We start from the raw sequence: 21,719 nt of genomic DNA, 5'->3' as shown, positions 1-21,719 counted from the left end.
GACCGCGGCACCTGAGCCCGAAGACCCATTTTCGGGGTCCCAAATTTCGTTCTTTCGGTCAGGTGCGCAGGTACTTGAGAACGGCAAGGACGCGGCGGTGGCCGTCGTCGGGGCCGGGCAGGTCGAGCTTGGCGAAGATGTTGCCGATGTGCTTGGCGACGGCGGCGTCACCGATGTGCAGGGCGCGGGCGATCCACGCGTTGGACCGGCCCTCCGCCATCAGCCCCAGCACCTCGCGCTCCCGCGGGGTGAGCCGCGCCAGGGGGTCGGCGGCGCGCTGCCGCGTCAGCAGCTGCCGCACCACGTCCGGGTCGATGACGGTCTCGCCCGCCGCGACCCGCGCGACCGCGTCGGCGAACTCGGTGATGTCCCCGACGCGGTCCTTCAGCAGGTACCCGACGCCGGCCCGTCCGGCGGGCGCGAGCAGCTCCGCGGCGTAGGCGGTCGCGGTGTACTGCGACAGCACCAGCACCGCCGGCTGCGGGTCGTCCTCCCGCAGCGTGAGCGCCGCGCGGAGACCCTCGTCTGTGTGCGTCGGCGGCATCCGTACATCGGTGATGACGAGATCCGGTCGGTGTTCCCGCGCGGCGTCGAGCAGCGCCTCGGCGTCACCGACGGCGGCCGCGACCGTGTGGCCGAACCGTTCGAGCAGGCTGGCGAGCCCCTCCCGCAGCAGCACCGCGTCGTCGGCGAGCACGATCTTCATGCCGGCCGACCTTAGGTCAGGCCGCACGGCAGGTCCACCCGCAGCGTCGTCGGACCTCCCGCCGGGCTGGTGACGGTGAACGTGCCGTCCATGACCGCGGTCCGGTCGGCGAGGCCGCGCAGCCCGGTGCCGGTCGCGGGGTCGGCGCCGCCGCGGCCGTCATCGGTGACCGTCAACGTGAGGACGTACCGCGTGATCCGGCCGCTGACCGTGATCCTGGCCGCGCCGGCGTGGCGGACCGCGTTGGTCAGCGCCTCGCACACGACGAAGTACGCCGTCGTCTCCACCGCCGCCGGCAGCCGCCGATCCAGGGGCAGGTCGATGACGACGGGCACCTGGCAGCGTTCGGCGAGCTCCCCGACGGCGGCCGGCAGGCCCAGGTCCGTGAGCACCTGCGGGTGGATGCCGTGGATCAGCTCCCGGATCGACGCCAGGGCCTGCCGCGCCTGCCGTTGCGCGTCCTCGAGCAGGTGGGCCGCCTTGCCGTCGCCGACCTCCAGCCTCGCCAGCCCGAGCGTCATCGCGAGCAGCACCAGGTGCTGCTGGGCGCCGTCGTGCAGGTCCCGCTCGATCCTGCGGCGCTCCGCCTCGAACGCGTCGACCAGCCGTTTCTGCGACTGGGACAGCTCCTCGACCCTGCGGTTGAGCTCGGCGTCACGCGGCGCGAGCAGCCACCGGGCGAACGCGGCCTGCGTCGCGGCGACGGCGCTCAACGCGTACAGCCCGACCGCCGTCGCCGGCACCGCGAACGCCGTCGCCGCCAGTGCCTCCCCACGGGTGTCGACGACCAGGTCGCCGAACTGGAACGGCACCCCCACCTGCACGAACACCGGCGCCGCGGCCACGATCAGGCAGTCGACGAGCAGGCCGAGGCTGACCAGGTCGACGAGCAGCAGTACCGACGCCAACGCCAGGACATAGATGAGCTCCCGCCAGGTCGCGCCCTCACCCAGCCGCGACCGGAACCACCCACCGAGTCCGGGCTTCGGCACCGGATGCGGGCTGGGCACCGGCACCCGGTCCAGGATCCGCAGCCGCCGCCGCTCCAGCGCCCCGACCGGCAAACCCAGGAACACCACGGCCGGCGGGAACAGGATGCCGGCGATGAGCGCCATCAGCAGGCCCACCGCGACGGCGACGCTGCCCAACAGGTACAGCAGACACCGCAGCGGCCAGCCCGACAGCAGGAACCGGTGCGGTGCCCTCGCCATCGCCTGCCACACACCGCTCACGGCACCGACCATACGGACGCCACCGGCACCGTTCAGTAGACCTGGCTCCACCATTTTTTGTCGTACCTGGTGGATAGTCTGGCGGCGTGAATCGGACGGATCGGTTGTATGCGCTGGTCGAGGAGCTGCGCGCGGTGGCGCCCCGCCCCCGCAGCGCCCGCTGGCTCGCCACCCGGTTCGAGGTCTCCACCCGCACCATCGAGCGCGACATCAGCGCCCTGCAGCAGTCCGGCGTCCCGATCTGGGTCTCCCTCGGCCGCACCGGCGGCTATGCCCTCGACCGCACCCACACCCTGCCCCCGCTCAACATGACCCCCGCCGAGGCGGTCGCGATCGCCGTGGCCCTGCACCGCCTCCACGGCACCCCCTTCCACGCCCCCGCCCGCACCGCCCTGCACAAGCTCCTCGCCGTCATGTCCCCCGCCGACGTCCACCGCGCCACCGAGCTCGCCGCCCGCATCCACCTCGTCGACGGCGCCGACCCCGGCCCGACCCCCGTCTCGCCCGCGGTCGTCGAGGCCTTCACCACCGGCCGCGTCCTCGACATCGCCTATGCCGACCGCTTCGGCACCACCACCCGCCGCCACATCGAGCCCGTCGGCTATCTCGGCGGCCCCACCGGCTGGTATCTGCTCGCCTGGTGCCGCCTCCGCGACGCGGTCCGCTCGTTCCGCGTCGACCGCATCCACGACGTCACCCCCACCCCCGAGCTCGCCACTCCACGCCCACTGCCACCCAACGCCCTCGACATCCCCGGCAAGCTCATCACCCGGATCGCCATCGCCGCCTGACCCACTCCCGCCGCACACCCCCGACCGACCTATTCCGGTCGCCACGCCTCTTCGGAGCCGGCCGATTCCAGGTTGTGGCGTGGGCCGGGGTGGTGTTCGCCGTCCGCACACCGTGGAGGGCGTCGCCTGGCGCTTTCTTCCACAACCAGCGCAACGCACTCCGTCCTGGTGGTTGCTGTCCGCGTACGGGTTCGCCGATCCGTCTGGTCGCAGGTCAGGCCAGCGCGGAGGTGGGGTTCTGTCCGTCCGGCCGGGGCCGGGGCCGGGCGCCAGGTGGCGTGGTTGCCGTCCGCGTCGTGGTCGCGGTGTGTTCCCCGCCGCCGTGGTTCACAATCAGCGCAACGCACCTGACCGCAGAGTTGGCCTCCGCCGTCGCGGCTGTCTCTGCGGGTCGGTCGTGGCCGTGGTTGGCGTGATCGAAGTCGCGTGGTGGCCGCCCGGACGGCCAGGCCTGTCCTTCGATCACGGTGACGGCCGACCCTCGTGGGTGCCATCCGTTCCATGGTCGCGGGGCCGTTCGCCGGCCGACGTTCTCACATTCCCGTGGGGCGATCGGGGCCGTGGTTGGCGTGATCGAAGTCGCCAGGTGGCTGCCCGGGCGGCCAAGGGTGTCCTTCGATCACGGGGGCGGCCGGCACTCGTCGTCACCGTCCGCACCGCAGGCGCCGTGATGATCCCCGGCCGCCGTCCTCACGGTCCCTGCGGATCGGCCGTGGCCGTGGTTGGCGTGATCGAAGTCGCTCGGTGGCTGCCCGGACGGCCAGGGGTGTCCTTCGATCACGGGGGCGGTCGGCACTCGTGGTCGCCGTTCGCGCCGTGGTCGTAGTGATGTGGCCCGGTCGGCGTCCTCACGCTCCCTGTGGGCGGTCGGGGGCGTGATCGGCGTGATCGAAGTCGTGGGGTGGCTGTCCGGGCGGCCAGGGGGTTCTTTGATCGTGGTGGGGGTTCGGGTGGCGCCTCACTGGTTGTGGGGAAATGCCGACAGGACGGTGTCGTGGGAGGGGGTGAAGGTGGTGGGCAAGTGGCCGGGCGGGAGGACGTGCGGCTCCAGGACGACGGGGTTGAGGAGTGGGAATGAACGGCATCGGGTGGTTTCAGGTCGGGGTCAGTGACGCGGCGGTGGCGCGGCGGTTCTACGGGGAGTTGTTCGGGTGGACGTTCGGCGGGGACGGGGCGTACCAGATGATCACCACGCCGGACGAGAGGTCGGTCATGGGTGGGTTGGCAGTGGGGCAGCCGGGGCACGCGATCTTCTACGTCGTCGTCGAGGACGTGCCGGGGGTGTGTGAGCGGGTCGAGGCGGCCGGGGGCAAGGTGCTCGTGCCGCCGACGCAGACCGACGACGGGCCGGTGTTCGCCAAGGTCACCGATCCGGAGGGCAACCACTTCGGGATCTTCCAGCCGCGGGGGTAGCGCGGCCGCGACGCCGGCGGGGGCACGCAGGGGCCCCGCCGGCACGGTCCGGAAGCGGACTGAGCGGCCGAATTGTCCAATATGTGGAATCAGTCGCAGATGACGGCTGTGTATCATCGCCCGGGTGAAGGTATGCGTCGTGGGCACCGGTTACGTCGGCCTCACCACCGGCATCTGCCTGGCCTATCTCGGGCACGAGGTCACGTGCGTCGACCTCAGCCAGGAGAAGGTCGACCTGCTGCGGGCGGGGCGTTCGCCGATCTACGAGCCGTTCCTCGACGAGCTCATGCACGAGGCCGCGCACAACCTGACGTTCACCACCGACTACGCCGAGGGTGTCCCGGGCGCCGAGGTCGTGTTCGTCGCGGTGCAGACGCCGTCGCTGCCGGACGGGCAGCCCGACCTGCGGTTCCTGCGGATGGCCGCGGAGAGCATCGGCAAGACCATCGACGGCGAGTTCACCGTCGTGGTCAACAAGTCGACGGTGCCGATCGGCAGCGGGAACTGGGTCGAGTCGATCCTGCGGGAGTCGTTCGAGGAGTTCCACTCGCGGCGGGCCGCGGGCGAGTTCGCGGTGGCGTCCAACCCGGAGTTCCTGCGCGAGGGGTCGGCGATCCACGACACGCTGTTCCCGGACCGGATCGTCATCGGGTCGGACAACCCGCGCAGCCTCGACGTGCTCAACCGGCTCTACCGGGCGGTGCTCAACCAGTCGTTCACGGCGCCGACGTTCCTGCCGCGGCCCGAGGAGGTCGGCGCGGTCCCGCTCGTCTCGACGGACCTCGCTTCGGCGGAGCTCATCAAGTACGCGGCGAACGCGTTCCTCGCCTTGAAGATCAGCTACATCAACGAGATCGGCAAGCTGGCGAACAAGGTCGGCGCCGACATCAACCAGGTCGCGCGGGGCACCGGGCTCGACGCGCGGATCGGCTCGCGGTTCCTGCAGCCGGGCGTCGGCTGGGGCGGGTCGTGCTTCGGCAAGGACACCGCGGCGCTGATCGCGACCGCCGCCGAGTACAGCTACGACATGCCGATCGTGTCCGCCGCCCGCGAGGTCAACCAGCGCCAGCGCGAGGAGGCGGTCAACAAGCTCCTCGACGAGCTGCGCATCCTCAAGGGCCGCAAGATCGGCCTGCTCGGCCTGGCGTTCAAGCCCAACACCGACGACCTGCGCGACTCCCCCGCGATCGACATCGCCAAGCTGATGATCGCCCGGGGCGCCCGGGTCAAGCTGCACGACCCGATCGCCGCCGAGCGGTTCCGGGCCGAGGAGCCGGAGCTCGCCGCGAGCCTCTGCGAGAGCGTCGACGAGGTCTTCGACGACAGCGACGCCGTCGTGCTCGTCACCGAGTGGCCGCAGTACCTGGAGCTCGACTGGGGCAAGTACGTCGGCCTCATGCGCACCCCCGTCGTCCTCGACGGCCGCAACGTGTTGGACCCGCAGCGGCTGAGCCGGCTCGGCTACACGTACCTCACCATCGCAGGACGACCCGTCGGCCTCTGAGGAGGCGGGCGGCGGAAGAAGCCGCCGCCCGCCCGTGCCGGCGAACCCTAGGCGAACCCGACGACCCAGCGCTGCGCGAGGGTGCCGTTGCAGCGGTAGATCTGCATCGCGAGGCCGGCGGTCGCCGACCCGCCGGGCACGTCGACGCAGTAGCCCGTGTCACGGAACCCGACCCGCGACTGGATCTGTACCACGTTCGGCAGCGTCGAGCCGGTGTTGAACTCCTCGTTGCTGATCGCCACGCACGTCCCCTGCAGCAGCCGCGCGTTGTTGAGCGCCCCGTCGAAGGCGTCGAAGCAGTACCCGCTGAGCTGGTTGAGGAAGCGGTACTTGGTGCCGCCGAGGCTGACCGTCTGCCAGCCCTGCGCGATGCTGCCCGCGACGCACGGCTGCTGCACGATCGCCGCGAACTCCGCGGTCGACGCCGGCTGGAGGCACATCCCGTTGCCGACGTTCTTGATCGGCCGGAACACGCCCGCCGCCAGCGGCGCCGCCTTCTCCGCCGGGTCCGCCGCCGCCGGTGCCCCGCTCAGCACCAGCGTCATCCCCATCAGCGCCACGGTGGCGGCGATACCACCGAGCACCTTCCGCAAACTGAGCCGCATGTCCGCTCTGCTCCCTTCGACAGTCCTTCCCGGCGGTACCCCGCCGGCCTGCCGAAAGCGTCGTCCCCGGCCCTGATCCGCCGTTGACGCGCCGCTGACGCGGCCCGCAAAGCTGACGCGGCCCGCAAAAGCCGACGCGGCCCGCAAAGCTGACGCGGCCGCAAAAGCCGACGCGGTCCCGCAAAAAGGAAGGTCAGCGGGGTGGCGACTGGTACTTGACGCCGAGGTGGGGACGGGCGATGGCCGCCACGGCGGTGTCGGCGCCGGGGTGCCAGCCGAGCCAGGCCTCGCGGCGGCCCTGGAGGCCGAGGCGTGGCGGGCGGGGCATCGGGACGGTGGTGCGCAGGTGGTACAGGTGGCCGCCGGCGGACGGGACGGCGCGCAGCTCGTCGATGTCGAACCAGCCGACCGTCGCCTCGTGCCGGCCCGACCGCAGGACGACGCCCCGGTCGGTCAGGGTGGTCGTGCCCGTCAGCCAGCCGAGCTCGGCGGCGACCAGCAGCAGCGCCAGCGCGGCCCAGAGCACGGCGAGGACCGTCCAGCCCCAGCGCAGGCCGAACTGGAGCGCCGACAGGAACGCGGGCAGGTCGTGGTCGCGGCTGTCGATCACCGCCACGGCGACGCTGAACGCGGTCATGAGGACGAGGAACGCCAGCACGAGCAGGCTGACCCGGTGGCTGCGGTGCAGCGCCCGGGCCCGCCGCAGCACGACCGGCGACATGATCAGAATCCGCCCTGGCGGCGGAGCCGTTCGAGGGTCTCCATCGCCTCGTCGGCGGAGGCCTGGAAGCGCTGCTCGGCCTCGGCGACCAGTTTGCTGGGGTCGCCGGTACCGTCGACGACACCCATCACGTCGTCGCCCAGGATCTCGCGCATGGCCTCCATCGTCTGGCGCCGCAGGTCCTCCAGGGCGCCCTGGGCGGCCCGGAGGGTCGCGTCGCCGAGGTCCTGCGCGGGGCTGCGCATCGCCCGCGGGTCGATGGTGATCCGGGAGAGCCCGGCGTCGCCGCGCGCCTCCGCGGTGACGAGGCCGTCGAGGGCCTCGCCACGGCCGACCATCGCCGCCGACCGGCGCTGGAAGTCCTCGACCTGCCGCATCTGCCGCAGCGACTCCTCGACCAGCCGGTCGGGGTCCATGTTCGGGTCCACGTGCTGTTCCTATCTCATTTCGCCGGGCCGGGCAGCTCGCGCCGGGGCGCGACGTACCCGTTGCCGCCGGTCAGCGGGGAGTAGTCGATCGTGATCACCTTGAAGTCGGCGCCCTTGACGCCGCCGGGCTGCGACTGGAAGGCCTTCGACAGCGCCACGCCCGCGAGCAGGATGGCGGTGGCGCCGCCGGCGATCGCCGTGATGGTCTTCGCGGCCGCGCCCGCGGTCATCGCGACCGCCGACACCGCCGTCTCGGCCGCCGCGCGCACCGCGGGGAACGCCGGCGTGGCCATCGCGAGACCGACGGCGACGGCGCAGGCGAACGCGAACGTCCCCGCCACGATCGCCATCACCGCGAACGCGTAGTAGGCCGCGGCGACCGTCTGCAGGCCGGTCCCGACGTTCTCCAGGTACTTCTTCAGGTCGTCGACCTCCTGGTTGTACACCGTGACGGCGTTGAGGTAGGCGTCCTTGTCCTCCGCGATCCACTGCGGGCCGACCTTGGCGTTCGCGTTGACCATCCGGGACTTGACCACCTCGAGCGCGGTGGCCGCCTGCTTCCACTCGTCGCCGGCCTGCCAGATCGAGCCGGGGTTGGAGACGCCCAGGCCGACGGCGAGGCCCAGCCGGATGGCGCTGGACACGAACGGTGCCGCCCCGAACGACGAACCCAGCGCGAACCGCAGCATGATGACACCAGAGGTGAACGGGTTCATGACGCCTCCTAGCGGTACATGACCTGGTTGGTCGACTCGGCCTGCTCCCACGTGGTCGCGATGCCGTCGAGCTTGCCGCGGAACGTGCCCAGCTGGTCACGGCCCGCCTTGACGTAGTCGGCGAGGTAGGCCTGGGCCTGCTCGTACGCGTGCTGCAACGGGAACCCGATCAGCCCGAACCCGGGCAACTCGATCACCGCCTCCGCCACCTGCCGGGCCACCGGGTCGAACGCGGGTGCGACGTCCTCCACCAGGTCCTTGCCGAGCTGCCGGATCGCGTTGGACGTGACGTGGATGTCCTGTGCCATCGACCCTCCCCGAATCGTCGTCGAAGATGCGACTGTAGCGGAACCAGGTGGCCGCCGGACGCGTCGGACCTGGCATGGAAGCACCCGGTGACATCCCGCCGCACTGGGATCCGAACAGCGCTGGCCCCTGGTGGTCGCCCTGGCCGGGACGGTGCTGACGCTCGGGCTGTGCGGCTGGTGGAGCGTGGTGTTCGCGACCTGAGAGGGCTACACCACGGCGAGCATCAGGTCGTGCGCACGGCAGAACTCGAGCTGGCCGAGCAGCTCGGCGGCCTCGCCGTCGAGCTCCGCCAGCGCCGGCTCAGCCCGATCGCGGCGAGCTCCAGCAGCCACGCGATCCCGTCCCCGCCGGTCGGGTCGCCCTCCAGGACGTCGGCGTCGGGGATCAGATCGAGCAGGCCCGGCCCGTACGAGGTCACCCGCACACCCTACGGCCGGCCGTCAACGGCACCTGTCGTCCAGGCGGATAGCGGTGCTCCGCGTGGGTAGGAGGCCTCGCCTGCGCGCACCGCCGCCAGTCACGCGAGTCCCGACCACAGAACGGAAACCCATGAGCACTCCCCCGGTCGCCGTCGTCACCGGCGCCTCCCAGGGCATCGGCGCGGCCGTCGCCGCCGCGTACCGCAAGCTCGGCTACGCCGTCGTCGCCACCTCCCGCTCGATCGGGCCGTCCGGCGACCCGCTGCTGCTGACCGTCGCCGGCGACATCGCCGACCCCGCCGTCGGCGCCCACGTCGTCGAGGAGGCACTGCGCGCGTACGGCCGCGTCGACACCCTCGTCAACAACGCCGGCGTGTTCGTCGCCAAGCCGTTCACCGGCTACACGTCCGCCGACTTCGACCTCATGACCGGCGTCAACCTGCGCGGGTTCTTCGACGTGACGCAGCGGGCGATCGCGGCGATGCTCACCCAGGGCGGCGGCCACGTCGTCAACATCACGGCGAGCATCGTCGACCATCCCACCTCCGGGGCGCCGGCGGCGCTCGCCGCACTCACCAAGGGCGGCCTCAACGCCGTCACGAAGTCCCTGGCCATCGAGTACGCGGCGCGCGGCATCCGGGTCAACGCCGTCTCGCCCGGCGTCATCCGCACCCCGATGCACCCGCCGGAGACCCACGACGCCCTGGCGGGCCAGTCCCCCGTCGGCCGCATCGGCGACCCCTCCGACATCGTCGACGCCATCCTGTACCTGGAGACCGCCGGCTTCGTCACGGGCGAGATCCTGCACGTCGACGGCGGCCAGAGCGCCGGCCACTGAATCGAGGTGACACTCATGTCCGACGAAAGCGTGCTCCGCGACGTCCTGGACGCCTGGAAGTCCGCCGTGGACGCCCACGACCCCGACCGCGTCGCGACGCTCTTCACCGCCGACGCGATCTTCCAGGGCGTGCACCCGTACGGCGTCGGCCCGGCCGCCGTCGCCGCGTACTACGCGCCGCAGCCGATCGGCCTCACCGCCGCCTACGACCTCCGGGAGACCCGCCACCTGTCCGACGACCTCATCCTCGGCTACGCGGCGGTCGAGTTCACGTTCACCGAGCGCCCACCGGTACGCGGCTTCCTGGGCGTGCTGGTCCGCCGTGCCGGCGACACCTGGCGGATCGCGCACTACCAGTTCTCGCGTCCCGCCTGACATGTCAAAAACCTGACGTCCGGACCGCCGCCGACCGCCGTCCTCGTTACGACCTTCCGTTCAGGACCCCTCAGGGGCCCTGCGGGATACCGGTTCAACGAGGAGAAGCAATGCGTACTGCGGGAACATCGGCAACGCGGTGGCTCGGCGCGGGCCTGCTGGCGATCTCGGCCGCGGTGGCGGTGAGCGGCTCCCCCGCCGCCGCGGCAGGGACCTGCACCGCCACCAACCCCGCCGACGTGGCGATCGCCGACCTGGCGACGGTGGAGAGCGCGATCACCCTCGCCGGCTGCACGGGCAACGCGTCGGCCACGAGCACCGTCGAGGTCCACATCGTCCACACGTACCGCGGCGACCTGGTCGTGTCGCTCGTCGCGCCCGACGGCAGCGCGTACATCCTGAGCAACCGCCAGGGGGGCAGCGCCGACAACATCGACCAGACCTACACCCTGAACCTCTCCTCCGAGCCCCTGAACGGCACGTGGCGGCTGCGCGTGCAGGACGCCGCGACCGGCGACACCGGCTACATCAACACCTGGACCCTCAACCCCGTGCCGACGTCCGGCATCACCTGCACCGGCACCAACCCCACCGACGTGGCCACCGTCGACCTGGCCACCGTCGAGAGCACGGTGACCATCGCCGGCTGTGCGGGTAACGCGTCGGCCACGAGCACCGTCGAGGTCCACATCGTCCACACGTACCGCGGCGACCTGGTCGTGTCGCTCGTCGCGCCCGACGGCAGCGCGTACATCCTGAGCAACCGCCAGGGGGGCAGCGCCGACAACATCGACCAGACCTACACCCTGAACCTGTCCTCCGAGGCCCGCAACGGCACCTGGCGGCTGCGCGTGCAGGACGCCGCCTCGTCCGACAGCGGCTACATCAACACCTGGACCCTCTCGGTCTGACGCACCGCCGGACGGGGCACCGCGGTGCCCCGTCCGTTCGCAGCATTGACAGCAATGATTCAGGAAGCTTTCCTTACAGAATCGCGGCCGACAGGCCGGTCCGGTTCCCGGGAAAGGGGCCACGCTGTGCGCCGGCTGACCACGGTCGCTCTCGCGACCTGCCTTTGCATCGCCCCGTTCGCTCCCGCCGCGGCCGCGGCCGGCGAGGTGAACCTGCTGGCGAACCCGGGGTTCGAGGCGGCGGCCGCCCGGTGGACCTGCGCGGCCGGCACGGCCACCACCTGGGGCGGGCACTCCGGCCAGTACGCGCTGACCGGCACCCCGACGCTGGCGTCGACCGCCGAGTGCGCGCAGGTCGTGCCGGTGCGGCCGGGTTCGTCGTACACCGTCTCCGGGTGGGTCCGCGGCGGGTACGCCTTCCTCGGCACCGAGCTCGGCGGGACCTGGTCGCCGCCGAGCGGCCAGTGGACCCGACTGTCGGTCCCCTTCACCACCGGCCCGACGACCACGACCGTCCGGGTGTACGTGCACGGCTGGTACGCCCAGGCCGCGTTCGAGGCCGACGACCTCGTGCTCTCCGGCCCGGACAGCCCCAGCACCGTCCCGGCGCCCCCGACCGACCTGAGCCCGTCCGAGACCACCAGCCACTCGGTGCGGCTGACCTGGACCGGCTCGCCGGGCGCCGGCCAGTACCGCGTCTACGAGGACGGCGCGCTGCGGGCCACCACCGGCTCCGAACCGTCCGTCACGCTGACCGGGCTCACCCCCGGCACCTCGCACACGTACGCGGTGTCGGCGGTCACCACGGCCGGCGAATCGGCCCTGTCGCAGCCCGTCACCACGAACATCATGCCCGCCCAGGCCACCCCGCCGTACGCTCCCCGCTCGGTCGCCACCTCCACCCCGGCCCCGGGCCAGGTGTGGCTCGCCTGGGAAGCGGTCCAGACCGCCACCGACGGCTACCACGTGTACCGCGACGGGGTGCGGATCGCCTGGAGCTACAGTCCGGCGTTCCTGGTGACGAACGTCCCGCCGGGCGCGCACACGTTCGAGGTGACCGCCCTGAACTCCGCCGGCGAGTCCCCCCGCTCCCACCCGGTCACCGTCACCACCTGACCACCCCACGCAGCAGCGCCGCCCCGGCCGGTTCGGCTCGGGGCGGCGTCCGGGGCGCTACCGCGTGTCGCCGGGGCGGTCGACGATGGTCATCTTCGAGTAGATGACCTGGCGGTACACGTCGCCGCGGTGGCTGACGCGGTCGCCGTCGTCGCCGTGGCTCACGTGGTCCTTGACGGCGACCAGCCGCTCGCCGATGAACTGGTAGGTCTGCTGGTCGAACAGCAGCTCCTGCGACAGGTAACCCTCGACGATCCGGCCGAGCCCGACCGCCGGGCGGCCGTCGATGTTGACCGCGTCGGGGTTGATCGTCATCCCGGGCGCCTGCGCCAGGTGCCGGAAGATCGCCGCCTGTACGTTCGGCGGCACGACGTACTGGCCGATGAACGCGTCCAGCTCGATGCCCATCGAACCGGGTCCGGGCACGGCGTCCGGAACCTTGTCCGGGCGGGTCATCGACGTGATCGTCGACCACGCGATCCGGTCCCAGTACTCGCCGCCCTGCCCCCGCCTGGCCACCACGAGCCGGCCGTCCTTGTAGCCCGCCCTGGTCTGCCCGTCGATGCTGTTCCACTCCTGGATCTTGCGGTTCTCGCCCATGCCGGTCCTGATCGGATCGTTCGGGTGCTCGTTCTCGTAGGCCGGCTTGTTGCGCAGCTCCAGCGTCTCGATGTACATGAACTGGTCGGGTCGCGGGTCCTTCCACGGCTTGCGCTCGGCCGTCCAGGCGGCGTTCTCCAGGTACTCGGCGGCGCTGGCCGGGCGGGCGAACGGCAGCACCCCCTTGGCGACCGGTGCGTTCAGCGTCGGCGCGTCGTCCGGCACCGGCGCGTGGCCGCCGCCTCCCCGCACCACCATGACCGCGGTGACGGCGACCGCGGCGGCGGCCGCCACGACGACCCCGGCCGTGATGGCGAAACGCTTCCGGCTCATGCTGGTCACTCGCTGCTCCTTCGACGACATCCGCTGGTGGAGGGCCGCGCGGGCCCGGTTCTCGGCTGCCTGGCCGGGGACCTCGTCGCCCCCGAACGCCTCGCGCAGCGCGCCGATCTCGTCCATCACTCGCTCACCTCGATCTCGGCGCCGAGCGCCTGCCGCATCTCCTGACGCGCCCGGTGCAACCGGGACCTGGCCGTGCCGGCGGGGATGTCGAGCGCCGCCGCGACCTCCTGCTGGCTGAGCCCCGCCCACGCCACGAGCAGCAGCACCGCCCGGACCGGCTCGGGCAGCCGTCGTAACGCCTCCGCGAGGCGGCCACGCACGGCCGTCGCGTCGAGCCGCCCGGCGACGGCGTCGGCGTGGTCGCCCGTTTCCTGCGCGCCGACAGCCTTGGCGAGGGCCTTGTACCGCCGCGTCTCGGCCCGCGCGTGACGGGCGATGAGATTCGACGCGATGCCGTACAGCCACGGCCGCACCCCGGCACGCGCACTGTCGTAACTGTGCCGGCGGTCGAACGCGACCAGGAACGTCTCCGACGCCACGTCCTCGGCCAGGTCGGGACCGAGCCGCCGGGCCGCGTACGCGTAGATCTGCCGGTAGTGCTGATCGAACACGGCGGTGAACCGCTCAGGCACGCGTTTCGCCTGTTCAACGAGGTCGGCGCCAGCGTCCTGTCCCTGCGCTGCGCCGGGCTGCGTCATCACGGCCAAGTCCGCCTCCCCCACGTCGTCCACAGTTGCATCACACCTGTAGTTCGTCGGAGGCCCGGAATGTGTTCGGACGGTCCGCCCAGGCTCGCTCCGCACGCCGGGAAGTTGTCGTACCCCGCCACTAGGCTGACCACTGAGAAGCTCAAGGGAATGGGTCGACCTGCCAGCGAGCCAAGGGCTCGAACCCGGTCGACCAGATCGGCGGAGCACACGACCACCACACAGTGGTCGATCACGGCCGATGTCAGCCACTCAGCACGCACCCGGCCAACCGTTACAAAGTCGGCGCCGCGACGGTCTTGTACGCGGCGCGGGTGGAGCGAAGCTCCCCCGGCGGGGAGCAGCCGAAGGCTGCGCGGGCAATCCCGCCAACTCCCGGCGAGCGGCCCCGGAGGGACCACGAGCAGGGTCCACCCAGGTCGGTGGGGCGCACGATGCACCATGCGAACCGCGCGATCATGGTGACCGGCCTGTCGTTGGCCACGAGCACCCGCCCCGCACACTCACCGATCCGACCATGACTGCTTTAGAAGGCGCTCGCCCGCCAACGGCGGCCCCGCTTGTCGTGCGGCCAACGGCCGTCGACGACGTGGGCCAGCTCCGCACACCGAGCGCAAGCATCCGGGTCGGCCGGGCTCCACGAGCGGCCTGAACCTTCCATGCTGTCAAGGGAGCGGCCGCAGAGCGATCGAGCGATGGTGACGATGGCATGCACGTCGCTCAGCGCGTCCTCGGCAAGCGCCCAGCGTTGATGGACCGGTTGGTAACAGGGCCGGCCGAGCCCCTTCCCCTCCACCTCGGCAGCCGTGGCGAGGCACCAGCCGCAGCCTGCGCACACGACACCCGGCGACTGCCCGATCCCGCAGAAAGTGTCGTACCCCGGAATTAGGCTGAGGCGAGAACAACAGGACAAGGGCGAGCAGCAGGGCACCGCCGCGCAGACCAGGCCAGTCCCGGCCGAAACGCACACAGCGATGGGAGCTGGAACGCCAGGACGGCAGACCCGGCGAGGCCGTGCGCGGGGATTCCACGGACCCCCGGCGAGCGCGGTCCCGAAGGGTCAGCCCAGGTCCAGGGTCAGCCCAGGTCCATGGAGCGCACGATGCACGATGCGAACCGGACAACCACGGTTGAACGCCAGCCGCTCACCACAGTCACGCCCAGCAGCCGCAGCGACAAGAGCACCCCGAGACGGTCTTGAGGGGGGTGGGTGGAGCGCAGCTCCCCCACCGGGGAGCACGGCGCAGCCGTGCCTGGGGAATCCACGGACCCCCGGCGAGCGCGGTCCCGAAGGGGCCGCGCAAGCAGGGTCAGCCCAGGTCCGTGGAGCGCACGATGCACCATGCGAACCAGTCGGTCCGCGTCGAAGGTCAGCCGCTCACCACAAGAACACCCAGCCACCGACGCGACAGGAGCACCCCGAGACGGGTTTGAGGGGGCGCGGGTGGAGCGCAGCTCCCCCGATGGGGAGCACGGCGAAGCCGTGCGCGGGGAATCCCGCCGACCACTGGCGAGCGGTCCCGGAGGGACCACGAGCAGGGTCCACCCAGGTCGGTGGGGCGGGCGGGACTCGAACCCGCGACCGAGGGATTATGAGTCCCCTGCTCTAACCCGCTGAGCTACCGCCCCGAGCGATGGCAAGCTTACCGACCTGCGCAAGCGGGGCGCCGCCCGGAAAGGGTCCGGGCAGTAAAATGGCCCCGGTAAGGGGCCGTTTGGAGCTCCCGCGATAGGACTCGAACCTATAACCTGCCGGTTAACAGCCGGCTGCTCTGCCAATTGAGCTACGCGGGATTGCAGCGCTCAGACCCTCCGGAAACCCGGTGAATCAGGGCGACCGGCAAAGAGTACAGCACGCACCCCGGGGTCGCGCCAGCGGGTTGTGCGCGGCGCGGCGGAGACCATCCCATCGTGTGCCAGATCTCGGCAAACGGGTACATGATCGATGTGTCGGAACGAGGATGGACGGGTAACCCAGGACCAGGACGGCGCTGAAGACGTAACGATGACCGGGCGCCGCTCAGAAGGAGGTTCGTCGCTATGCGCGGCAAGCTACTGTTCCTCGGCGGACTGGCCGCGGGCTTCGTGCTCGGCGCCCGGGCCGGTCGGGAGAAGTACGAAGAGCTCAAGGCGACTGCCCTGAAGATCAAGGAGAGCCCGACGGTGCAGGAAGCCGCCGGGGTCGTCCAGGAGCAGGCGACGCGGCTCTACAGCGAGGGCAAGACCATGGTGACCGACAAGCTGGCCAACAGCCGGTTCGCTGAGAGCGATCTCGGACAGCGGCTGATGGGCTCCTCGGAGACGACCACCACGCCCGCCATCGAGCGGGACGTGCTGGCGACCACGGGTCCGTCCAAGACGACCCCCAGCGGCGGCACCAGCTACTAAGCGAAAAAAAGCGAAAAAAAGCGGAAGAAGCAAAGAAGCGACAAGAAGCGACAAACACACGAAAGGCCGGCCGCGAGGCCGGCCTTTCGTGTGTGCGGGATCAGGACGAGGACGAGAATGCCGCGTCGAAGGCGGCCGCCGGGGCGTCGAACGCCAGCCGGCGCACGAACGACAGGGCCTCGGGCGCGCCGATGAGGCGGTCCATGCCGGCGTCCTCCCACTCGATGGAGATCGGGCCGTTGTAGCCGATCGCGTTGAGCGCCCGGAAGCAGTCCTCCCACGGTACGTCGCCGTGGCCGGTCGAGACGAAGTCCCAGCCGCGGCGCATGTCGGCCCACGGCAGGTGCGAGGCGAGCCGCCCGCGGCGCCCGTCGCCGGTGCGGACCTTCGCGTCCTTGCAGTCGACGTGGTAGATCCGGTCGGCGAAGTCGAAGATGAAGTTCACCGGGTCGAGCTCCTGCCACACGAAGTGCGACGGGTCCCAGTTGAGGCCGAACGCGGGCCGGTTGCCGATCGCCTCGAGGGTGCGCTTGGTGGTCCAGTAGTCGTAGGCGATCTCGCTGGGGTGCACCTCGTGCGCGAAGCGGACGCCGACCTCGTCGAAGACGTCGAGGATCGGGTTCCACCGGTCGGCGAAGTCCTGGTAGCCGTCCTCGATCATCTGCGGCGGCACGGGCGGGAACATGGCCAGGGTGTGCCAGATGGACGAGCCGGTGAAGCCGACCACCACGTCGACGCCGAGCTTGCGGGCGGCGCGGGCGGTGTCCGCGATCTCGGCGGCGGCCCGCTGGCGGACGCCTTCCGGCGACCCGTCGCCCCAGATGCGGGCGGGCAGGATGCCCTGGTGCCGCTGGTCGATCGGGTGGTCGCAGACGGCCTGGCCGACCAGGTGGTTGGAGATCGCGTAGACCTTCAGGTTGTGCTTGGCCAGGGTCTCCAGCTTGCGGTCCACGTAGGACTCGTCGGAGAGAGCCTTGTCGACCTCGAAGTGGTCGCCCCAGCAGGCGATCTCGAGGCCGTCATAGCCCCACTCCGAGGCCAGCCGGCAGACCTCCTCGAAGGGCAGGTCGGCCCATTGGCCGGTAAACAGCGTGATCGGACGCGCCATGAGAGTTCCTCCGGTGTAACGGCGGTGATGAGGGCGCGAGGAAGAGACCTGAAAGAGGCCGATGAACGCAACCAGCGGCGCGGGTGGGTTGCGCCTCCCACCCGCACCTGTCCAAGGGCCGACCAGGTGCAACACCCAGTTTAGGAACCAGGCGATGCCAGTACAACAGCCAAAAAAGGCGACCCGTCCGCCCGGATCGCACCTGCCCGGCCACGGGGGGAGTCGGCGTCACCACCCGGGACGTTGTGCAGGTGCTGTGGTGCATCCGAGCGGACGGGGCCCGGACAGCGGGGCCGGTCGGCGTCGCGACCCCGCCACCCGTCTGTCCGGTCGCGGGAGGACCCGCGACCGAAGTTCAGGCGCTGAACACCGTGAACTCGTCGACGTCGAAGAGCGATCCGCTGCCGCCGCGGAACACCAGGCACAGCGTGGTCGACGCGTTCGGGACCAGGGCGACCGAGGCCGTGCGGAACGTGTCCCAGCTGCCCGTGTTGGCGACCGCGAGCGTGCCGAGCAGCGCGCCGGTCGCCGAGCCGGCCCGGAGCTCGATCGTGCCGCCGGGGCCGGCCGAGGACCACTTGACGCGGACGCCGGCGGCGGTGCCCAGCGACAGTCCGGTGTACGCGGCCCAGTCGTTGTTGTCGATGAATCCGGCGGTCTGCCCACCGGTTGCGGGGGCGTGCCCGGCGACCTGCAGGCCGCTCATCGACGACCACGCCTCGCCCTGGCGGGTCGTGGCGGAGCGCGTCAGGGTGAGCTGGTCGAGGTCGAACAGGGAGCTGCCGGTGCCACGGAAGACCAGGAACAACGAGGTGCTGGCGTTGGTCGACAGCGGCGTGAACACGTCGCGGAAGGTCTCCCAGCTGCCGGTGTTGGCGATCGCGGCGCTGCCGAGCAGGGTGCCGGTGGTGCTTCCGGCGCGCAGTTCGACGGTACCGCCCGCGCCGGCCGACGACGAGCGCAGGCTGACGCCGGTGACGTTGGACAGGTTCACGCCGGTGAACGAGATCCAGTCGTTGTTGTCGATGTAGCCGGCGGTCTTGCCGCCGACGGCGGCCGCGTGGTTCGCGACCTGGACGCCGCCGGTCGCCGACCACGCCTCGGCCTGGTAGACGCTGCCAGACGGCTGGACCGGCGCCGCGCAGTTGCCGTCGACGCGCTTCGCCGTATACCGGATGGCTCCGAGCAGCAGGTTGCGGAAGTTGGTGTCGGCGTAGCTCTCCTCGGTGTGCCCGAAGCCGGTGTAGAACGACCGGCCGCTGTCGATGGTCTTGCACCAGGTGATCGGGTGGTCGCCGCTCATCGATCCACCCGAGTACGACGACTCGTTGAGCGAGGCCAGGACGTGCGCCGTGGCCCGCGGGTTGGTCTGGTAGTTGTACCACTCGTCGGTGCGGGTCCAGGTGGCGCCGAGGTGGGCCGTGGCCGGGTGGCTGCGGTCCTCGACGTTCACGCTCGCCTGCTGGATCGCCGGGTGCGACGCGAACCAGGCACCGGCGAGCGTGCCGTAGAACGGCCAGCTGTACTCGGTGTCGGCCGCGGCGTGCACGCCGACGTACCCGCCGCCGCCACGGATGTAGGCCTCGAACGCGGTCTGCTGGGCGTCGTTGAGCACGTCCCCGGTCGTCGACATGAAGACGACCGTCTGGTACTGGGCCAGGTTGGCGGCGGTGAACGCGGCGGCGTCCTCGGTGGCGGTGACGGTGAAGTTGTTGGTGGAGCCGAGCGACTGGACGGCGGCGATGCCGTTGGGGATCGACGAGTGGCGGAAGCCCGCGGTCTTCGAGAAGACCAGGACCTTGTACGGGGCGTCGGCGGCGCTGGCGGGCACCGGGTTCAGTGTGGCCGCGGCGAGCAGGCCCGCCGTAGCGGCGGCGAACCAGTTCCGGGCTGTGCTTCTGGGCATGACAGATCCTTCACGATGGGCGTGAGCGCGCGCCGTCGCGCCGTCATGATGTCGTCTTCAGTTGTGCCCGTCCGCCGGCGCGGCACACGTGCCGCGCCGGCCCGACGGACCCTTTCCCCGCCGGCTACCCTGCCGCGGGGCGCAACCGCGGCAAGGCCCTCGCTGCCGGCGAGGAAAAGCTTCGTTTATGCGGTGCTCATCCCCTGATCCCCAGGAGGTGTTCCATGGCGAGCTGGTCGAGGCGTTCGAAGGCCATCCCGCGGGCGGCCACCGTCTCGACGTCGATCTCCTCGGCCCGCAGCGCCGAGAGCGACTCCCCCGGCATCAGCGTCGGCACCGACAGCTCGTCGACACGGGCCGTCGCGAGCGCCGCCGACACCTCGGGGTCGTCACGGAACGCACGGACCTTGTCCTTGAGGATCAGGTAGTTGCGCATGCACGCCGCGGCGGTGACCCACACCCCCGCGGCGTCCTCGGTACGTGGTGGCTTGTAGTCGAAGTGGCGGGGTCCCGCGTAGGCCGTCGGGTAGCCGGAGCTGTTCTCCAGCACGTCGACTGTCCAGAAGGCGCCGCGGAGGTTGCCGGCGCCGAACCGCAGGTCCTGGTCGAACCGCGGGCCGTGCTGGCCGTTGAGGTCGACGTGGAAGAGCTTGCCGTGCCACAGCGCCTGGGCGATGCCGTGGGCGAAGTTGAGCCCGGCCATCTCCTCGTGCCCCACCTCGGGGTTGAGCCCCACCCGCGACGGCTCATCCAGGGTCGAGATCAGTGCGAGGGCGTGGCCGATCGTCGGCAGCAGGATGTCGCCGCGGGGCTCGTTGGGCTTCGGTTCGATGGCGAGACGGATGTCGTAGCCGCGCTCGCGGATGTACGCGCACAGGGCGTTGATGGCCTCGCGGTACCGGTCGAGCGCCGCCCGCATCTGCTTGCCGGCACCGGACTCGGCGCCCTCGCGACCGCCCCACAGCACGTAGGTCGGCGCGCCGAGCTCGGCGGCGAGGTCGATGTTGCGCAGCACCTTCTGCAGCGCGAACCGGCGGACGGCACGGTCGTTGGCGGTGAACGCGCCGTCCTTGAAGATCGGGTGGCCGAACAGGTTGGTGGTGGCCATCGACACCACCATGCCGCTGGTGTCGAGGGCCTCGCGGAAACGGCCGATCAGCTTGTCCCGGACGGTCTCGTCGCTACCGAACGGGATCAGGTCGTCGTCGTGGAAGCTCACCCCGTACGCCCCCAGCTCCGCGAGCCGGTGCACGGACTCGACCGGGTCGAGCGCCGCGCGCGACGCCGAGCCGAAGACGTCCTGGGCCTGCCAGCCCACCGTCCAGAGCCCGAACGAGAACCGGTCCGCGGGAGTGGGGGCGTAGGGATCGTTCATGCCAGCACGCTCACCCAGGAGGCGTCGGACTTCTCCACGGCGTCGAGCACGAGTTGTACCTGCAGCGCGTCCTCGAACGACGGCGTCGGATCCGATCCGGTGGCCACCGCCTCGATGAAGTCCCGCATCTCGTGGGTGAACGAGTGCTCGTAGCCGATGATGTGGCCCGGCGGCCACCAGGCGGAGAGGTACGGGTGCTCGCCCTCGGTCACCAGGATGCGGCTGAAGCCCTGCTCGGCGGCCGGCTTCGTGGCGTCGTAGTACTCGAGCTCGTTGAGCCGCTCCAGGTCGAAGACGAGCGAGCCGAGCTCGCCGTTGATCTCGACCTTGAGCCCGTTCTTGCGGCCGGTCGCGAAACGGGTCGCCTCGTAGGTGGCCAGGCCGCCGCCGGAGAGCCGGGCGACGAAGACCGCGGCGTCGTCGACGGTGACCTCACCCGTCGTGGCGCCGGCGCTCGCGGAGAGCCCGCTGGACGCCTCCGGCAGCGGGCGCTCCTTGATGAACGTCTCGGTGATGCCGGTGACGCCGGTGATCTGCTGCCCGGTGACGAACTGGGTCAGGTCGATGATGTGCGCGCCGATGTCGCCGAGCGCGCCCGAGCCGGCCTTGTCCTTCTGGAGCCGCCAGACGAGCGGGAAGTTGGGATCGGTGATCCAGTCCTGCAGGTAGACGGCTCTGACGTGCCGGATGGCGCCGAGCCGGCCGTCGGCGATGAGGTTGCGCATCAACGAGACGGCGGGGACCCGGCGGTAGTTGAACCCGCAGGCGGACCGGACGCCGAGCGCCCGGGCCTTCGCCGCCGCCGCGACCATCGCGCGCGCCTCTTCGACCGTGTTGGCGAGCGGCTTCTCGCACAGCACGTGCTTGCCCGCTTCGAGCGCGGCGATGGCGATCTCGGCGTGGCTGTCGCCCGGGGTACAGACGTCGATGACGTCGATGTCGTCCCGGGCGATCAGCTCGCGCCAGTCGGTCACCGCTTCGGCCCACCCGAGCCGGCTGGCGGCGTCCGCCACCTTCGCCCCATCGCGGCCGCAGACGGCGACCATGGTCGCCCGCACCGGCAGGTCGAAGACCCGGTTCACGGTGCGCCACGCCTGTGAGTGCGCGGCGCCCATGAACGCGTATCCGACCATGCCGACGCGCAGCTCCCCGCTGCTGCCCTGAGTGGACACTGGCGGTTTCCTTTCTGGTGGTTGGCTCTACCTGACG

General features: G+C 71.1%; 22 protein-coding genes and 2 tRNA genes. 8 read left to right on the top strand and 16 right to left on the bottom strand.

Annotated features, from left to right (window positions below; genetic code table 11):
* Nucleotides 1–58: 58 nt before the first annotated feature.
* Nucleotides 59–706 carry a response regulator transcription factor gene (locus AB0I21_RS21585; RefSeq protein WP_354891246.1) on the bottom strand — a complete coding sequence of 216 codons (648 nt, stop codon included), beginning with the start codon at nt 704–706 and terminating at the stop codon, nt 59–61.
* 11 nt (nt 707–717) lie between these two features.
* Nucleotides 718–1,938, bottom strand: coding sequence for a sensor domain-containing protein (locus AB0I21_RS21580; RefSeq protein ID WP_360563529.1), 1,221 nt, complete (start codon nt 1,936–1,938; stop codon nt 718–720).
* An 86-nt stretch (nt 1,939–2,024) separates the two neighbouring features.
* Here AB0I21_RS21580 and AB0I21_RS21575 point away from each other — a divergent pair, with 86 nt between their 5' ends.
* The 3 genes from AB0I21_RS21575 to AB0I21_RS21565 all read left to right on the top strand — a co-directional run bounded on the left by AB0I21_RS21575 (nt 2,025) and on the right by AB0I21_RS21565 (nt 5,646).
* Nucleotides 2,025–2,729: a YafY family protein gene (locus AB0I21_RS21575; protein ID WP_360563528.1), complete on the top strand. Its 705-nt coding sequence runs from the start codon at nt 2,025–2,027 to the stop codon at nt 2,727–2,729.
* A gap of 1,074 nt (nt 2,730–3,803) precedes the next feature.
* Complete coding sequence (locus AB0I21_RS21570; protein WP_360563526.1) at nt 3,804–4,142, top strand: VOC family protein; 339 nt, start codon at nt 3,804–3,806, stop codon at nt 4,140–4,142.
* A gap of 124 nt (nt 4,143–4,266) precedes the next feature.
* On the top strand, nt 4,267–5,646 hold the full coding sequence (locus AB0I21_RS21565; protein ID WP_360563524.1) for a UDP-glucose/GDP-mannose dehydrogenase family protein: 1,380 nt from the start codon (nt 4,267–4,269) through the stop codon (nt 5,644–5,646).
* A 47-nt stretch (nt 5,647–5,693) separates the two neighbouring features.
* On the opposite strand, the gene AB0I21_RS21560 is transcribed toward AB0I21_RS21565, so the two are convergent.
* The 6 genes from AB0I21_RS21560 to AB0I21_RS21535 form a co-directional block, all read right to left on the bottom strand.
* Nucleotides 5,694–6,251, bottom strand: a complete 558-nt coding sequence (locus AB0I21_RS21560; protein ID WP_360563522.1) for an RICIN domain-containing protein — start codon at nt 6,249–6,251, stop codon at nt 5,694–5,696.
* 193 nt (nt 6,252–6,444) lie between these two features.
* Nucleotides 6,445–6,972, bottom strand: coding sequence for a hypothetical protein (locus AB0I21_RS21555; protein WP_360563520.1), 528 nt, complete (start codon nt 6,970–6,972; stop codon nt 6,445–6,447).
* A gap of 2 nt (nt 6,973–6,974) precedes the next feature.
* Complete coding sequence (locus AB0I21_RS21550) at nt 6,975–7,400, bottom strand: YbaB/EbfC family nucleoid-associated protein (RefSeq protein ID WP_344506059.1); 426 nt, start codon at nt 7,398–7,400, stop codon at nt 6,975–6,977.
* 14 nt (nt 7,401–7,414) lie between these two features.
* The gene (locus AB0I21_RS21545; RefSeq protein WP_360563518.1) at nt 7,415–8,116 is read right to left on the bottom strand and encodes a hypothetical protein; all 702 of its coding nucleotides are present in this window, start codon (nt 8,114–8,116) and stop codon (nt 7,415–7,417) included.
* Between the two features lie 8 nt (nt 8,117–8,124).
* The gene (locus AB0I21_RS21540) at nt 8,125–8,424 is read right to left on the bottom strand and encodes a hypothetical protein (protein WP_360563517.1); all 300 of its coding nucleotides are present in this window, start codon (nt 8,422–8,424) and stop codon (nt 8,125–8,127) included.
* Nucleotides 8,425–8,648: 224 nt separating this feature from the next.
* The gene (locus AB0I21_RS21535; protein WP_360563515.1) at nt 8,649–8,843 is read right to left on the bottom strand and encodes a hypothetical protein; all 195 of its coding nucleotides are present in this window, start codon (nt 8,841–8,843) and stop codon (nt 8,649–8,651) included.
* Nucleotides 8,844–8,974: 131 nt separating this feature from the next.
* Here AB0I21_RS21535 and AB0I21_RS21530 point away from each other — a divergent pair, with 131 nt between their 5' ends.
* The 4 genes from AB0I21_RS21530 to AB0I21_RS21515 all read left to right on the top strand — a co-directional run bounded on the left by AB0I21_RS21530 (nt 8,975) and on the right by AB0I21_RS21515 (nt 12,084).
* Nucleotides 8,975–9,682: an SDR family oxidoreductase gene (locus tag AB0I21_RS21530; protein WP_360563514.1), complete on the top strand. Its 708-nt coding sequence runs from the start codon at nt 8,975–8,977 to the stop codon at nt 9,680–9,682.
* 15 nt (nt 9,683–9,697) lie between these two features.
* Complete coding sequence (locus AB0I21_RS21525; protein ID WP_360563512.1) at nt 9,698–10,057, top strand: SgcJ/EcaC family oxidoreductase; 360 nt, start codon at nt 9,698–9,700, stop codon at nt 10,055–10,057.
* Nucleotides 10,058–10,167: 110 nt separating this feature from the next.
* Nucleotides 10,168–10,968 (top strand): proprotein convertase P-domain-containing protein, encoded by an 801-nt coding sequence (locus AB0I21_RS21520; protein ID WP_360563510.1) that lies wholly within the window; start codon nt 10,168–10,170, stop codon nt 10,966–10,968.
* A 126-nt stretch (nt 10,969–11,094) separates the two neighbouring features.
* Complete coding sequence (locus AB0I21_RS21515; protein ID WP_360563509.1) at nt 11,095–12,084, top strand: carbohydrate binding domain-containing protein; 990 nt, start codon at nt 11,095–11,097, stop codon at nt 12,082–12,084.
* Nucleotides 12,085–12,141: 57 nt separating this feature from the next.
* On the opposite strand, the gene AB0I21_RS21510 is transcribed toward AB0I21_RS21515, so the two are convergent.
* From AB0I21_RS21510 to AB0I21_RS21495, 4 genes are all read right to left on the bottom strand, one after another.
* A complete protein-coding gene (locus tag AB0I21_RS21510) occupies nt 12,142–13,146 on the bottom strand; it encodes a hypothetical protein (RefSeq protein ID WP_360563508.1) in 1,005 nt (334 codons plus the stop codon).
* Entirely contained in the window at nt 13,143–13,658 is a 516-nt protein-coding gene (locus AB0I21_RS21505; RefSeq protein ID WP_360563506.1) for a sigma-70 family RNA polymerase sigma factor, read from the bottom strand. The genes AB0I21_RS21510 and AB0I21_RS21505 overlap by 4 nt, the downstream gene beginning before the upstream one ends.
* A gap of 1,630 nt (nt 13,659–15,288) precedes the next feature.
* A tRNA-Ile gene (locus AB0I21_RS21500) sits at nt 15,289–15,362 on the bottom strand.
* 92 nt (nt 15,363–15,454) lie between these two features.
* Nucleotides 15,455–15,527: transfer RNA gene (locus tag AB0I21_RS21495), tRNA-Asn, on the bottom strand.
* Nucleotides 15,528–15,773: 246 nt separating this feature from the next.
* On the opposite strand from AB0I21_RS21495, the gene AB0I21_RS21490 reads away from it, so the two are divergent.
* Nucleotides 15,774–16,121 (top strand): hypothetical protein, encoded by a 348-nt coding sequence (locus tag AB0I21_RS21490; RefSeq protein WP_344506044.1) that lies wholly within the window; start codon nt 15,774–15,776, stop codon nt 16,119–16,121.
* 100 nt (nt 16,122–16,221) lie between these two features.
* Here the strand turns inward: AB0I21_RS21490 and AB0I21_RS21485 are convergent, their stop codons facing one another.
* The 4 genes from AB0I21_RS21485 to AB0I21_RS21470 form a co-directional block, all read right to left on the bottom strand.
* Nucleotides 16,222–17,229 (bottom strand): sugar phosphate isomerase/epimerase family protein, encoded by a 1,008-nt coding sequence (locus AB0I21_RS21485; protein ID WP_344506043.1) that lies wholly within the window; start codon nt 17,227–17,229, stop codon nt 16,222–16,224.
* A 355-nt stretch (nt 17,230–17,584) separates the two neighbouring features.
* Complete coding sequence (locus AB0I21_RS21480) at nt 17,585–19,135, bottom strand: ThuA domain-containing protein (RefSeq protein WP_360563504.1); 1,551 nt, start codon at nt 19,133–19,135, stop codon at nt 17,585–17,587.
* Between the two features lie 196 nt (nt 19,136–19,331).
* Nucleotides 19,332–20,510 (bottom strand): xylose isomerase, encoded by a 1,179-nt coding sequence (gene xylA / locus AB0I21_RS21475; protein WP_360563502.1) that lies wholly within the window; start codon nt 20,508–20,510, stop codon nt 19,332–19,334.
* Nucleotides 20,507–21,643, bottom strand: coding sequence for a Gfo/Idh/MocA family oxidoreductase (locus tag AB0I21_RS21470; protein WP_360563635.1), 1,137 nt, complete (start codon nt 21,641–21,643; stop codon nt 20,507–20,509). The genes xylA and AB0I21_RS21470 overlap by 4 nt, the downstream gene beginning before the upstream one ends.
* Nucleotides 21,644–21,719: the final 76 nt, after the last annotated feature.

It is taken from the genome of Dactylosporangium sp. NPDC050588, from assembly GCF_040654975.1.
Taxonomy (GTDB): Bacteria; Actinomycetota; Actinomycetes; order Mycobacteriales; family Micromonosporaceae; genus Dactylosporangium; species Dactylosporangium maewongense.
Note: the sequence above shows the minus strand (reverse complement) of the source record. Positions and strands in the feature narration are given on the sequence as shown.